This window comes from Paralimibaculum aggregatum (assembly GCF_030270585.1).
In the GTDB taxonomy this organism is placed as follows: domain Bacteria; phylum Pseudomonadota; class Alphaproteobacteria; order Rhodobacterales; family Rhodobacteraceae; genus Thermohalobaculum; species Thermohalobaculum aggregatum.
The window spans coordinates 176,939-190,617 of record NZ_BSYI01000005.1 but is presented as its reverse complement, the minus strand read 5'-3'; the positions used below and the strand labels follow the sequence as shown (position 1 = coordinate 190,617).

The following is a 13,679-nucleotide window of genomic DNA, read 5'->3' as shown; positions in this document are numbered from 1 at the left end:
TGCCGGCTCGTCGGTCGGGGTCAGTTCGAACCCGTCCACCTCGTCGTCGCCATCCTCGTCCAGGGCGTCCGCGCCGTCGTCTCCGTCCGCCGCATCGCTGACCAGGCGCATGATCGACCCGCCCCGCCCACGACCGCGGGCCAGAAGCCCGCCATCGACCAGCGCATCGCGCGCCGTGAAATAGTCGTCGTCGGTGAGACCCGGGATACGCTAGCGCAATGACGCCATCATCGCGCCGTTGCCGATGGAGGAGCCGTCTTCGGGGGTCAGGGATAGGATCAGATCGATCAGGTTGTCAGGCATTCGAAACTGGTACTCACGGAAAGAATTCGCTTTCCGCCACCCTATCGCGAGAGTTGTCCGTTTGCGCGCCCGATTCAGTCTTGCGACCTCTCCGCGCCGCAAGGCACGTGGAGTTCCCTCCACTCCAACGGGAGGTGGTCGATCAGGTTCGCCGGCGTGGTCTATGCCGGCTGACGGGCCCTCACCACGCCATCCACGATCAAGGGACGGTCACGATAGCGGCATCAGCCGCGCCATGTTGGTTGGGCGATGGCGCCACGCAATCTTCGCCCGGAATTCGCCCAGCGCCATCATGTAAGCCGGCATTCGCCCTGCCGAATGTGGAACGCCGCAAGGCCGACGCCGCTTTATGGGCAAATGTATGGGATCGCAGCCGCTGTACTGCATATCTCCATCATAAATCAGATATTTCTGCCGAGGCAGTGGCGGAAGGGGTGGGATTCGAACCCACGGAACCTCTCGGTTCAACGGTTTTCAAGACCGCCGCAATCGACCACTCTGCCACCCTTCCTGCGCGGCGTCATAGCCCGGCCGGGCCGGCGTCGTCCAGACGGCCGGGGCCGCCGCCACCCCGCTTCAATTTCGGGAATCGATGCGGTATTGTCCCGGCAAGAGAACGAGCGGCAACAACACAAGAAGGCAGAACGCTTATGAATGGGCACCCATCGAAGCGTAGACGCATACCGATATTCCTACGGGTCACCCTCGCGGCGACGGCAACGGCCGGGCTTTCGGCCTGTGTGATCGACGATCTGGCGGCAGGTGGCGGGCAGCCGGCGCTGGCCGGCCCGCAGGTCTCGCAGGGGGTCGCCGCGGCAGCGGAGGCGGTGGAGCCCGGGCCGAACGCGCTGATCGATGCGCGGCTCGTGCCGGTGCCCGAGGAGTTCGCCATCGAGGATGCGGCCGAATGGGACGGCGAGCGCACCCTCCAGGGCATCTGGGTCGCCCATCCGGCAGCGCAGACCGCGCGGCGCGTGCGGATCCTGAATGTCGATACCGGCTATGCGGTCGACGGCGCGCTGTTCCGGCGCGACGAGACCGGCTCCGCCACCTCGGTGCTGGTGTCCTCCGACGCCGCAGCGGCGCTCGGGATGACGCCGGGCGACGAGGTGACGCTCTCGATCGTGGCGATCAAGCGGGCTCCGGTCGCACCGGTGGTCGCTGCCGCGCCGGCCCACGATGCGGAGCCGGAGCCGGAGCCGGCGGCGCAGGCACCGGCCGAGGCGGCGTCCGCTGGCGCGGAGGAAGGCCCTGAAGAGGCGGCCGAGCCGGAGAGCGCGGCGGCCGGAGCGGCTGCGCCCGAGCCGGAACCGGAGGCCGCGGAGACCGGTGCCGGGACCGACGGGGCCGCCGATGCGGCGGAGGGCGACGGCGCGGCCCTGACCGCGCTCTCGCAGGCCGCCGAGCCCGAGGCGGCGGAACCGGCCCCCGAACCCGTCGCCGACGAGCCGGCCGGGGCCGTCGAGGCGGCCGAGCCGGCTGCCGACGAGGCGCCTGCTGAGGCCGAGGCACCAGCCGATCCCGATGACGGCGCCACCGCGGAGAGCTTCATCGAGGACTGGCCGCTCGAGGTCGATACCGGCGCGGCGACCGAGGCCGCGGCGCCCGAGCCGGCCCTTGTCGCGGAGGAAGTGCTGCCCGAGGCCGCGCCAAGCGCCGATCCGGCACCGCAGCCCGACCCGGCGCCAGACACAGAGGCCGCCGCGCCCGCGGCGCCAGCGCCTCTGGAGGCGGCGGTAGCAACCGCTGCCGCGGAGCCTGAGGCCGGACCCGAGATCGTCACCGAACCGGCGCCCGAGGCCACGACCGAGCCCGCCCCGGAGGTGGCGCTCGCCCAGCCCGAACAGGCCCCACCGGAGCCGGAACCGACGCCCGAAGCCTCTCCCCTAGACCGGCCCTACATCCAGGCCGGTCTTTTCGGGGTCGCGAGCAATGCCGCGCGCCTCGTCAGGGTGATCGAGGAGGCGGGCTTCCCGGCCGAAGGCAAGGTCGGCACCTATGGCGGGCGTGAACTCACCCGCGTGGTGGCCGGGCCGTTCACGACGGCGGCCGAGCGCGATGCCGCACTGCGCGAGATCCGCCGGATCGGCCCGCGCGACGCCGTGCCGGTGGCGCGCTGATGCTGGTGTTCCTCCGCCGGGCCGCCTCGGCCATGCTGATCCTGCTCGCCGCCACCAGCGGCGCGAGCGCGCAGCTCTCCGTGATGCAGCAGAGCACCCCGGCGCGGGCGGCGATCCTGGTGGATCTGTCCTCCGGCGCGGTGCTGCTCGAGAAGAACGCCGACGAGGCGCTGCCGCCGGCCTCGATGTCGAAGCTGATGCTGCTCGATGTCGTCTTCGAGGCGATCGATACCGGCCGGCTCGCGCTGACCGACGAGTTCCGCACCTCGAAACGCGCCGCCGGCATGGGCGGCTCCAAGATGTTCATCCGCGAGGGCGGGCTGGTGAGCGTCGAGAACCTGGTGCGCGGGGTCGTCGTGCAGTCGGGCAACGATGCGGCGGTGGCGCTGGCCGAGGCGCTGACCGGCACCGAGGAGGCCTTCGCCGCCTACATGAACCGGCGCGCCGGCGAGATCGGGCTGACCAACTCGCTCTTCGCCAATGCCACCGGCTGGCCGGACCCCGACCACCGGATGAGCGCACGCGACCTCGCCACCCTGGCCGACCGGATCATCACCGAGTTCCCGGAGATGTACGCCTATTTCAGCGAGGAGGAGTTCACCTGGGAGGGCGTGACCCAGGGCAACCGCAACCCGCTGCTCGGGCTCGGGCTCGGGGTCGACGGGCTGAAGACCGGCCACACCGAGGAGGCCGGCTACGGGCTCGTCGCCTCGGCCAAGCGGGGCAACCGCCGCGTGGTGCTGGTGGTGACCGGGCTCGACAGCGCCAGCCAGCGCAAGCAGGAGGCGGAGCGGCTGATCAACTGGGCCTTCCGCGCCTTCGAGACCCGCACGCTCTACCGCGCCGGCGAGCCGCTGATCGAGGCCGGGGTCTGGATCGGCGAGAACAGCCGGGTGCCGCTGGCGCCGGCCGAGGACGTGATCGTCACCATCCCCTTCGGCCTCGGCAACGAGCCAACCCCGCGGGCGGAGTACACGGCGCCGGTGGAAGCGCCGATCGCCAAGGGCACGGAGCTCGGCCGGGTCACCGTGGAGGTCGAGGGCATGCCCGCGGTCTCGGTGCCGCTGGTGGCGGTGCGCGACGTGCCGCGGGGCGGTTTCATCGCCCGCATCGAGGCGGCGGCGGAGCTGGCGCTCTCGCGGTTCCTGCCCGAGTTCTGAGGCGATGGCGCCGGCGCCGCGCGGCCTTTTCGTCACCCTCGAGGGCATCGACGGCAGCGGCAAGTCGACCCAGGCGCGCCGCCTCGCCGCGGCGCTCGAGGCGGAGGGCAGGGCGGTCACGCTCACCCGCGAGCCGGGCGGCGCCCCGGGGGCCGAGGAGATCCGCCGGCTGCTGGTGACCGGCGCCCCCGGGCGCTGGTCGGCAGAGACCGAGATCCTGCTCTTCACCGCAGCGCGGCGGGACCATCTCGAACGCCGGCTGGCCCCGGCACTGGCCGCCGGGCATATCGTGATCTGCGACCGCTATGTCGACTCGACCCGCGCCTATCAGGGCGGCGATCCGGCCCGGCGGGCGCTGGTCGATGCGCTGCACCGCGAGGCGATCGGCCTCGACCCGGATCTCACGCTGCTCTGCGACATCGCCCCCGAGGCCGCGGCGGCCCGCGCCGCGGCGCGGGCGGAAGGCGCCGGCGAGGACCGTTTCGAGCGCAAGGGGCTCGCGCTGCAGCGTGCCCTGCGCGCGCGGTTTCTCGCAATGGCGGAGGCCGAGCCTGCACGGTTCCGCGTGGTCGATGCCGCCGCACCGGAGGAAACGGTCGCCCGCCGCCTGCGCGATGCCCTCGCGCCGGCTCTCGACGCCGCTGCGCCGCTGCGCTAGCCCATTGCCATGGCCGCCGACGAGCCCCCACCCGAGCCCGACCGCCTGGCGGATGCGCCGCATCCCCGCGAGACCCTGCGGCTGTTCGGCCAGCAGGCGGCGGAGGGCGCGCTGCTCGCGGCGCTCGCGGCCGGCCGGATGCACCATGCCTGGATGCTGCGCGGGCCCGAGGGGATCGGCAAGGCGACCCTGGCCTATCGCCTCGCGCGGCGGCTGATCGCCGACGGCGCGGGCCCGGTCGACAGCCTCGACAGGCCTGGAAGCTGCCCGGTGGCGGCGCGCTTCCAGGCGCAGTCCGAGCCGCGGCTGGCGGTGCTGCGCCGCGCCGTCAACGACAAGACCGGCAAGCTGCGCACCCGCATCACGGTGGACGAGGTCCGCCGGGTGAAGCGCTTTCTCGAGCATTCGGCGCCGGATGGCGGCTGGCGGGTGGTGCTGGTCGATGCCGCCGACGAGATGAACCCCAACGCCGCCAATGCGCTGCTGAAGTTTCTCGAGGAACCGCCGGCGCGGACGGTGCTGCTGCTCGTCGCCCATGCCGCCTCGGCGCTGCTGCCGACGATCCGCTCGCGCTGCCGGGTGCTGGATCTCGCGCCGCTCGGCCCGGAGGATCTCGCCGCCGCGCTCGCCCAGGCCGGCCACCCGGTGCCGGAGGGCGAGGCCGCGGCACTGAGCGAGCTGGCGGGCGGCTCGGCGGGCCGGGCGATCAGGCTCATGGGCGGCGGCGGGCTCGCGCATTATGCCGAGCTGGTCGCGCTGATCGCCGGCGGGCGCGTCGACCGGCCGCGGCTGGTGGCGCTGGCCGATCTCGCCGCGGGGCGCGAGCGCGAGACGGTGTTCCCGCTGCTCTGCGATCTCGCGCTGGTGATGATCGGGCGGATGGCGCGGGCAGGGGTCTCGGGCCCGCCCTCGTGCGCCGCCGCCGCGGACGAGCCGCGGGCCATGACGCGCCTCGCCGCCAGCCCCGAACAGGCCCGGCTCTGGGCCGAGGCCGCGGCCCGCCTCGCCGCGACCGCGCGCCACGCCCGGGCGGTCAATCTTGACCCCGGCCAGACCATCATCGATATGTTCCTCGATCTCGACGACACGCTCACGGCCGCGGCCCGCCTGTCGTGACGCCAGAGCTCGCGGGGGAGCTCAGAGGGGAGACACCGCATGCCGCCAGCCGCGCTCGTGGACAGCCATTGCCATCTCGATTTTCCGCAGCTTGCCGAGGCGGAGGCGGATGTCGTCGCGCGCGCCGCGGCGGCCGGCGTCGGCCGGATGGTCACGATCTGCACGCGCCTGCGCAACGAGCCGCATGTGCGCGCCATCGCCGAGCGCCATCGCGGCGTCTTCTATGCCGCCGGAACCCATCCGATGCAGGCGGCCGAGGAGCCGATGGCCAGCGTCGCGCAGCTCGAGGCGATCGCGGCGCATCCGAAATGCGTCGGCATCGGCGAGACCGGGCTCGACTATCACTACACCGCCGAAAGCGCGGCGGTGCAGAAGGAGAGCCTGGCGATCCACATCGAGGCGGCCCGGCGCACCGGCCTGCCGCTGATCATCCATGCCCGCGACGCCGACGACGACATGGCCCGCATCCTCGCCGAGGAGCACCGCGCCGGTGCCTATTCCTGCGTGATGCACTGCTTCTCCTCGGACCGGGCGCTGGCCGAGACGGCGCTGGAGCTCGGCTTCTACCTCTCGATGTCGGGCATCGCCGCCTTCCCGCGCTCCACCGAGCTGCGCGCGATCTTCGCCGATGCGCCGCGCGACCGCATTCTCGTGGAGACCGACAGCCCCTATCTCGCGCCCCCGCCGCATCGCGGCAAGCGCTGCGAGCCGGCCTATGTCGCGCTGACCGCGGCGAAGGGGGCGGAGACCATGGGGATGAGCTACGAGGCGTTCTGCGCGCAGACCACGGCGAATTTCGACCGGCTCTTCGCCAAGGCCGCCGCCTGGAGCGCTGCCCATGCGGGCGCGGAGGCGGGGGCGGCACCCTGATGGCCGGGCGGCTGCGGTTCACCATCCTCGGCTGCGGCTCCTCCGGCGGCGTGCCGCGGATCGGGCCGGCGGGGCCCAACTGGGGCGCCTGCGACCCGGCCGACCCGCGCAATCGCCGCCGCCGCTGCGCGCTCCTGGTGCAGCGCATCGCCGAGGCCGGCACCACGACGCTGCTGATCGATGCCGGGCCCGACATCCGCAGCCAGCTCATCGACGCCGGTGCCGGCCATCTCGATGCCGTGCTCTTCACCCATGAGCATGCCGACCACATCCACGGCATCGACGACCTGCGCATGGTGGTGTTCAACCGCCGCGCACTGCTGCCGGCCTGGACCGACGCCGCCACCGAGGACATCCTGCGCGCCCGCTTCGGCTATGTCTTCGAGACGCCGCCGGGCTCGGCCTATCCGCCGATCCTCACGCTAAACCGCATCGAGGGGCCGCTGGAGATCGCCGGCGCCGGCGGGCCGATCCGGGTCGAGCCGTTCTGGGTGCCGCACGGCGACATCGTGGCGATGGGGGTGCGCGCGGGACCGGTGGCCTACACCCCCGACATCTCGGCGATGACCGCGCCGGCTTGGGCGGCGGTCAGCGGCATCGGGTGCTGGATCACCGATGCGCTGCGCTACTCGACCCATGTCAGCCATGCCAATGTGGAGACCGCGCTCGGCTGGATCGCGCAGGCCGCGCCGCGCCGGGCGATCCTGACCAACCTGCATGTCGATCTCGACTATGCGACGCTGGCGGCGGAGCTGCCCGCCGGTGTCGAGCCGGCCCATGACGGGCTGGTGCTGGACTACCCGGCGTGAGCGCGATCTATGCCCTCCTGCTGATCGTCCTGCCGGTCTTCCTGCTGGTCGCTTTCGGCTATGGCGCGGTGCGCACGCGGCTGTTCTCCGAAAAGGGGGTGGACTGGCTGATCGCCTTCGCCACCAACATCGCGGTGCCGGCGCTGCTGTTCCGCTCGGTCTACCAGCTCGATCTCGAGGCGAGCCTCCGGATCGGGCACCTCGCCTCCTTCTACCTCGCCGCGACGACCTGCTTCGCGCTGGCCGCGCTGGCCTGCAACCGGTTCTTCGGGCGGCGGCCGGGCGAGGCGGTCGCGCTCGGCTTCTCGGCGCTGTTCTCCAACTCGGTGCTGCTCGGGCTGCCGGTCTATGCCCGTGCCTATGGCGAGGGCGCGATGGAGCCAGTCTACGCGATCATCGCCTTCCATGCCGGCTACTGCTACCTGATCGGCATCCTCACCATGGAGTTCTCCCGGCGCGACGGGGTGAGCCCGTTCGAGGCGCTGCGGCGCAGCCTGCGCTCGATCTTCCGCAACGCGCTGACCGTCTCGATCATGCTGGGTTTCGCCTTCAACCTCTCGGGCCTGCCGCTGCCGGCGCCGGTGATGGGGATGATCGACATGCTGGCCGCCGCCTCGCTCCCGGTGGCGCTGTTCGGCCTCGGCGGGGTGCTCACGCGCTACAAGGTCACGCGGGTGCAGCCGGAGTCGCTGATGATCGCGGGCTTCTCGCTGCTGGTGCACCCGATGCTCGCCTGGCTGCTGGCGACCCAGGTCTTCGCGCTCGACGAGGGCTTCGTGCGCGCCGCGGTGGTGCTCGCGGCGATGCCGCCGGGGGTCAACGGCTATCTCTTCGCGGCGATGTACGGCCGCGCGGTGGGGGCGGCGGCCTCGACCGTGCTGATCGCCACGGTGCTCAGCCTGCTGACCATCACCGGCTGGCTCTGGTTCCTCGGGGGCGCGGCGCTCGGCTAGGTGCGCGCCGCGGTTTACGCTAGGATATGCGCTCCGCCCCGCACGTGGAAAGGAGTGATCCGATGGGGAAATCCAAGCACCCCAAGCTTTTGCCCAAGGCACTGAAGGACATTGCCGATCTCAACACGACCAACAAGAAGAACGGCACCATCCTCGGCAAGCTCAAGACGCTCTGCGACGGCACCAAGTCCACCGCCGACTCGGTCATCAAGAACTGCAACGCGCAGTACAAGTATCTCCAGGCGGTGATCGAGCGCTACGCCACCAAGGTGGCGGAGATCCAGGAGGAGGAAGATAAGGACACGCCGGACGAGAAGAAGCTCGCGGCGCTCGAGAAGGAGGCGGACAAGATCCGCAAGGAATACAACGACGGCACCAAGGTGCTGGTCGATCTCACCGCCGCGATGAAGGAACAGATGGACAAGCTCGCGGAGGCCGCGAACGACAGGGGCTTCACGACCTTCGCGCAGCGCTGAGGCCGCGGATCACTCCGCGGCCTGGGCAAGCGGTGCCGGCGGGCCGGCCTCGAACTGGGCGAGCAGCGCCGCCTGCTTCTCCGCGGCGCGCTCGGCCGCCTCGGCCTTGACCGGGCCGAAGCCGCGAATCTCCAGCGGCAGGCGGGCCAGCGCCACCGCGGTCTCCAGCGTCCCGGGCGTGACCGCCTTGAAGATCCGCCGCATCAGCCTGGCATAGTCGCGGATCGCGCGGCGCTCGGCCCGGCGCTCGGCGCTGTAGCCGAAGGGGTCGAGCACCGTGCCGCGCAGCACCTTGCCGCGGCGCAGGAGCCCGAGCGCCGTGCGCATCCAGGGGCCGAAGCGGCGCTTGCGCGGGCGCCCGTCGGGTCCCATTCGCGAAAGCAGCGGCGGCGCCATGTGGAAGGTGACGCGATCGACCCCGTCGAACTCCTCCGAAAGCGCCGCCTCCAGCGTCTCCGAATGCAGCCGCGCGACCTCGTATTCGTCCTTGTAGGCGAGCAGCTTGAAATAGCCTTCGGCCACCGCCTCGGCGAGCGGCGCGCCGCCAGCGGCCTCGGCCTTCGCCACGAAGTCGCGGTATTTCCGGGCCAGCCGCGCGTTCTGGAAACCGGTGAGGTGATCGGCGCGGCGCGCGATCTTCTCGGCCAGCGTCTCCTCGGCCGGGGCCGGCGCCGCGATCGCCGCCAGCGCGGCCTCCGGCTCCGCCACCGCCCAGCGGCCGAGTTCGAAGGCCCGCGTGTTGCCCTCGACCGCCGCGCCGTTGAGCTCGATCGCCTTCAGGATCGCCGCCTTGCTGAGCGGCACCAGACCGGCCTGCCAGGCCGCGCCGAGCAGCGCCATGTTGCCGAAGATCGCATCGCCGAGCAGCACGGTGGCGAGCCGCGTCGCGTCGAGCGCGCGCACCGCCTCCGCCCCGACCTGCGCCTCCACCGCTGTGCGCAGGCGCCGCGAGGGCAGGCGGAACTCCGGGTCGTGGGTGAAGGCGCCGGTCACCGTCTCCTGCGTGTTGAGGATCACGCCGGTGCGCCCGCGGGCCATCATGCCCAGCGTCTTCGGCGCCGCGGTCACCACCATGTCGCCGCCGATCACCGCATCGGCCTCGCCGACGGCGATGCGCACCGCGGTGATCGCCTCGGGTTCCGGCGCGAGGCGGCAATGGATCGCCACCGCGCCGCCCTTCTGCGCGAGCCCGGCCATCTGCATCTCCGAGGCGGCCTTGCCCTCGAGATGCGCCGCCATCGAGAGGATCGCGCCGATGGTCACCACCCCGGTGCCGCCGATGCCGGTGATCATCAGCCCGTATTGCCGGTCGAGCGCCAGCACCTCCGGCTCGGGGATCGCCGGCAGATCGAGCGTGCCCGCCGCCGCCTTCGGCCGCGCGCCGGTCACCGTCACGAAGCTCGGGCAGAACCCCTTGAGGCAGGAGAAATCCTTGTTGCAGGCAGACTGGTCGATCCGCCGCTTGCGCCCGAGCGGGGTTTCATGCGGCAGGATCGCGACGCAGTTCGACTGCACGCCGCAATCGCCGCAGCCCTCGCAGACCGAGGGGTTGATGAAGACCCGCTCCTCCGGGTCGGCGGCGAGGCCGCGCTTGCGCCGGCGGCGCTTCTCGGCAGCGCAGGTCTGGATGTAGAGCAGCACCGTGCAGCCGGGGGTCTCGGCGAGCTCGCGCTGCACCGCGTCGAGATCCGCCCGCTCGAAGACCGCGATGTTGGCCGGCAGGTCCGCCGCCTCCTCCTTCTCGTCGCGCACCGCGACGACACGGGCGACGCCCGCCGCCTGGCATTCGCGCGCGATCTTGCCGGCATCCAGCCCGCCATCGTTGCGCTGGCCGCCGGTCATCGCGACGGCGTCGTTGTAGAGGATCTTGTAGGTGATGTTCACGCCGGAATAGACCGCGGCGCGGATCGCCATCAGGCCGGAATGGTTGAAGGTGCCGTCGCCGAGGTTCTGGAACACGTGCCCGCGCCGCGAGAACGGGGCCTCGCCGATCCAGTTGGCGCCCTCGCCGCCCATATGGGTGAAGCCCTCGGTGCCGCGGTCCATCCACTGCACCATGTAGTGGCAGCCGATCCCGGCATAGGCGCGGGAGCCCTCGGGGATCGCGGTCGAGCTGTTGTGCGGGCAGCCGGCGCAGAACCAGGGCTTGCGCTCGGCCAGAACCGGCGCACGGCCGGTTTCCGCGGCGGCGCGAAGGCGCGCCAGCGCCGGCTCGATGGCCGGGTGGCTCACCCCCTCGCGCGCCAGCATCCGGGCGATGCCCTCGGCGATCTGGCCGGGGTTGAGGTCCATCTTCACCGAGAACAGCACCTGGCCGGTCTCGTCCTTCCAGCCCACCACCCGCGGCCGGGCAGGGCGGTTGTAGAGGATCTCCTTGACCTGGGTCTCGATGATCGCGCGCTTCTCCTCGACGACGATCACGAGATCGAGCCCCTCGGCCCATTCGGTCAGGCGCTGGCTCTCCAGCGGCCAGACCAGCCCCACCTTGTAGGTGGTGATGCCGAGCGCCTCGAGATCGCCGGTGATCCCCAGCATCTCGAGCGCGTGCACCGTGTCCATCCAGCTCTTGCCGGAGGCGGCGATGCCGATCCGCGCGCCGCGGGCCCCGTGCACCCGCCGGTCGAGCCCGTTGGCCCGCGCGAAGGCCTGCGCCGCGAAGCGCTTGTGATCGTGCAGCCGCGCCTCCTGCGTCTGCGGCGTATCGCCGAGGCGGATGCCAAGCCCGCCCTGCGGCATCTCGAAATCCTCCGGCCGCACCAGGCGCATCCGGTGCGGATCGCCATCCACCACCGCGGTGGCCTCGACGATGTCCTTGATCGCCTTGATGCCGACCCAGCAGCCCGAGAAGCGGCTCATCTCCCAGCCCGCCATCATCATGTCGAGCAGCTCCTGCACGCCGGCGGGCGAGAGGATCGGGATCATCGCGTCCATGAACGCCATCTCGGACTGATGGCAGGTGGTCGAGCTCTCGCAGGTGTGGTCGTCCCCCATCGCCGCGAGCACGCCGCCATGGGGCGAGGTGCCGGCGAGATTGGCGTGGCGGAACACGTCGCCGGTGCGATCGACGCCGGGGCCCTTGCCGTACCAGAGCCCGAAGACGCCCTGGTGCCTGCCCTCGCCGCGGAGCTCGGCCTGCTGCGTGCCCCAGAGCGCGGTGGCCGCGAGATCCTCGTTCAGCCCGGAATGGAAGCGGACATTCGCCGCCTCGAGCGGCTTGCGCGCGGCCCCGAAGGCGCCGTCGACCCCGCCGAGCGGCGAGCCGCGATAGCCGGTGACATAGCCGGCGGTGTCGATCCCGGCGGCGGCGTCGCGGGCGCGCTGCATCAGCGTCGCGCGCACCAGCGCCTGGGTGCCGGACAGCAGCACCGGGGATTTCCCGAGATCGTACCTGTCTGAGAGGCGTACATCGCGCAGATCCATGGGGCTCTCCTCTGGTCTTCTCCCGGATGGGTCGGGGTAAAGGTAAGCTATATTGACCTATCTGGCAAGGACAATTCGCTGGACCGCGCCGACGACCAGGCGGACCGGTGCCGCCGGCGCGCGCCCGCCGCCTCCGGGCGGGCGGGCGGGGGAGGCGGCGGGCGCGCGCCGCCCCGGCCACCCGAACCGCCGCCGGCCGGCCGGGCCGGACCGCGCCGCGGGCCCGCTCAGGGCTTGCCGAGCAGGGTCAGCGTGTTGCCCGCCGGGTCGTCGAAATGCGCCAGCATCCCGCCCCAGGGCTGGGCAGTCGGCGCGCCGTGAAACACCACCCCCCTGGCCGCGAGATCCCGATGCGCGGCGGCGATGTCCTCCACCGCCAGCGAGACCCCCACGAAGCGGCCGACCAGCTCGCCATCCGGGCCCGCCGGGTCCTCCGTCTCGACGATCAGCGTGGCCCCGCCGGCGCCATAGCCGACCGCGTCCGGCATCTCCCAGACCGCGGCGAGCCCCAGGGTCTCGCCATAGAATTCCCGCGCCGCGGCAAGGTCGTCGACGAAGATCCGCACGCCGTAGAGCTGCATCACGCACCCCATTTCCACATCGCCGGGCCCTCGGCGGCATAGGTTCCGGCCAGCACCATCTTGTGCACCTCGTCGGCGCCGTCCACCAGCCGCGCCTGCCGGGCATAGCGGTAGATCCATTCCAGCGCGGTATCGCCGGAATATCCCCGCGCGCCGCAGATCTGGATGCAGTCGTCGGCGGCCCGGTGGAGCGTGTCCGCCACATGGATCTTCGCCATCGAGATCGCCGGCTTGGCCCGGTCGCCCCGATCCAGCAGCCAGGCCGCCTTCATGGTCAGCAGCCGCCCGACCTCGATCCGGTGCGCGAGATCGCCGAGCTTCACCTGCACCGTCTCGCGCGCCGCGAGCCTCATCCCGAACCCCTCCCGCTCGGCCGCATAGGCGCTGGCAATCTCCATGCAGCGCTTGGCCAGGCCGAGCCAGCGCATGCAATGGGTGAGCCGCGCCGGGCCGAGCCGGATCTGCGTCACCTTCAGCCCGTCGCCGACATCCAGCAGCACGTTCTCGTCCGGCACCTCGAGCCCGTCGAAGCCCAGCTCGCAATGCCCGCCATGCTCCTCCGGCCCCATGATGGGGATGCGGCGGAGGATCTCCCAGCCCGGCTGCTCGGCCGAAAACAGGAACGCGGTCAGCCCCTTGCGCCGGTCATCCGAGGTCCGGGCCATGACGATGAGGCGCCCCGCGCCCTCGGCCCCGGTGATGAACCACTTGCGCCCGAAGATCCGCCAGCCGCCCTGCACCCGCTCGGCCCGGGTCAGCATCATCGAGGGATCGGAGCCGCTGCCCGGATGCGGCTCGGTCATCGCGAAGGCCGAGCGCATCTCGCCGGCGACCACCGGGGCGAGCCACCAGTCCTGCTGCGCCGGGGTGCCGATCTGCGCCAGCAGCCGCATGTTGCCGTCGTCCGGCGCCGCGGCGTTGAAGGCGGCCGGGCCGAACCGCGCGCGGTTCATCTCCTCATAGGCGGCGGCGAGCCCGCAGAACGACATGCCCAGCCCGCCGAGCGCCGCCGGCACGTTCGGCGCCCAGAGCCCGGCGGCCTTCACCTCCGCGCGCAGCGCCGCCAGCGGGGCCTCGGGAATGTTGCCATGCAGCGAGAAATGCGCCGGGTCGTCCTCCATCGGCAGGATGCGATCCGCGACGAATTCGGCCACGCGGGCGCGATATGCCTCCTCTTCGGGGGCGAGCGTGAAATCCATGGGGCACCTCCTCC

General features: G+C 71.8%; 11 protein-coding genes and 1 tRNA gene. 8 read left to right on the top strand and 4 right to left on the bottom strand.

The window, feature by feature from the left end; translation table 11 throughout:
* Window positions 1–726: 726 nt before the first annotated feature.
* Window positions 727–814: transfer RNA gene (locus QSJ97_RS04935), tRNA-Ser, on the bottom strand.
* Between the two features lie 229 nt (window positions 815–1,043).
* Between QSJ97_RS04935 and QSJ97_RS04930 the strand changes: the two genes are divergently transcribed.
* From QSJ97_RS04930 to QSJ97_RS04895, 8 genes are all read left to right on the top strand, one after another.
* Entirely contained in the window at window positions 1,044–2,423 is a 1,380-nt protein-coding gene (locus QSJ97_RS04930; RefSeq protein ID WP_285670507.1) for an SPOR domain-containing protein, read from the top strand.
* Window positions 2,423–3,583 carry a D-alanyl-D-alanine carboxypeptidase family protein gene (locus tag QSJ97_RS04925; protein ID WP_285670506.1) on the top strand — a complete coding sequence of 387 codons (1,161 nt, stop codon included), beginning with the start codon at window positions 2,423–2,425 and terminating at the stop codon, window positions 3,581–3,583. Before QSJ97_RS04930 ends, QSJ97_RS04925 begins: the two co-directional genes overlap by 1 nt.
* Before the next feature lie 4 nt (window positions 3,584–3,587).
* Complete coding sequence (tmk, locus tag QSJ97_RS04920; RefSeq protein WP_285670505.1) at window positions 3,588–4,241, top strand: dTMP kinase; 654 nt, start codon at window positions 3,588–3,590, stop codon at window positions 4,239–4,241.
* Window positions 4,242–4,250: 9 nt separating this feature from the next.
* Window positions 4,251–5,357, top strand: coding sequence for a DNA polymerase III subunit delta' (locus QSJ97_RS04915; protein ID WP_285670504.1), 1,107 nt, complete (start codon window positions 4,251–4,253; stop codon window positions 5,355–5,357).
* 39 nt (window positions 5,358–5,396) lie between these two features.
* Window positions 5,397–6,227: a TatD family hydrolase gene (locus QSJ97_RS04910; protein ID WP_285670503.1), complete on the top strand. Its 831-nt coding sequence runs from the start codon at window positions 5,397–5,399 to the stop codon at window positions 6,225–6,227.
* Window positions 6,227–7,036, top strand: coding sequence for an MBL fold metallo-hydrolase (locus QSJ97_RS04905; protein ID WP_285670502.1), 810 nt, complete (start codon window positions 6,227–6,229; stop codon window positions 7,034–7,036). Before QSJ97_RS04910 ends, QSJ97_RS04905 begins: the two co-directional genes overlap by 1 nt.
* Window positions 7,033–7,989, top strand: coding sequence for an AEC family transporter (locus QSJ97_RS04900; protein ID WP_285670501.1), 957 nt, complete (start codon window positions 7,033–7,035; stop codon window positions 7,987–7,989). The genes QSJ97_RS04905 and QSJ97_RS04900 overlap by 4 nt, the downstream gene beginning before the upstream one ends.
* 62 nt (window positions 7,990–8,051) lie before the next feature.
* Window positions 8,052–8,465, top strand: a complete 414-nt coding sequence (locus QSJ97_RS04895) for a hypothetical protein (protein WP_285670500.1) — start codon at window positions 8,052–8,054, stop codon at window positions 8,463–8,465.
* A gap of 9 nt (window positions 8,466–8,474) precedes the next feature.
* Here the strand turns inward: QSJ97_RS04895 and QSJ97_RS04890 are convergent, their stop codons facing one another.
* From QSJ97_RS04890 to QSJ97_RS04880, 3 genes are all read right to left on the bottom strand, one after another.
* Window positions 8,475–11,885 carry an indolepyruvate ferredoxin oxidoreductase family protein gene (locus QSJ97_RS04890; RefSeq protein ID WP_285670499.1) on the bottom strand — a complete coding sequence of 1,137 codons (3,411 nt, stop codon included), beginning with the start codon at window positions 11,883–11,885 and terminating at the stop codon, window positions 8,475–8,477.
* 227 nt (window positions 11,886–12,112) lie between these two features.
* Window positions 12,113–12,466, bottom strand: coding sequence for a VOC family protein (locus tag QSJ97_RS04885; protein ID WP_285670498.1), 354 nt, complete (start codon window positions 12,464–12,466; stop codon window positions 12,113–12,115).
* Window positions 12,466–13,665: an acyl-CoA dehydrogenase family protein gene (locus QSJ97_RS04880; protein WP_285670497.1), complete on the bottom strand. Its 1,200-nt coding sequence runs from the start codon at window positions 13,663–13,665 to the stop codon at window positions 12,466–12,468. The genes QSJ97_RS04885 and QSJ97_RS04880 overlap by 1 nt, the downstream gene beginning before the upstream one ends.
* Between the last annotated feature and the right edge of the window lie 14 nt (window positions 13,666–13,679).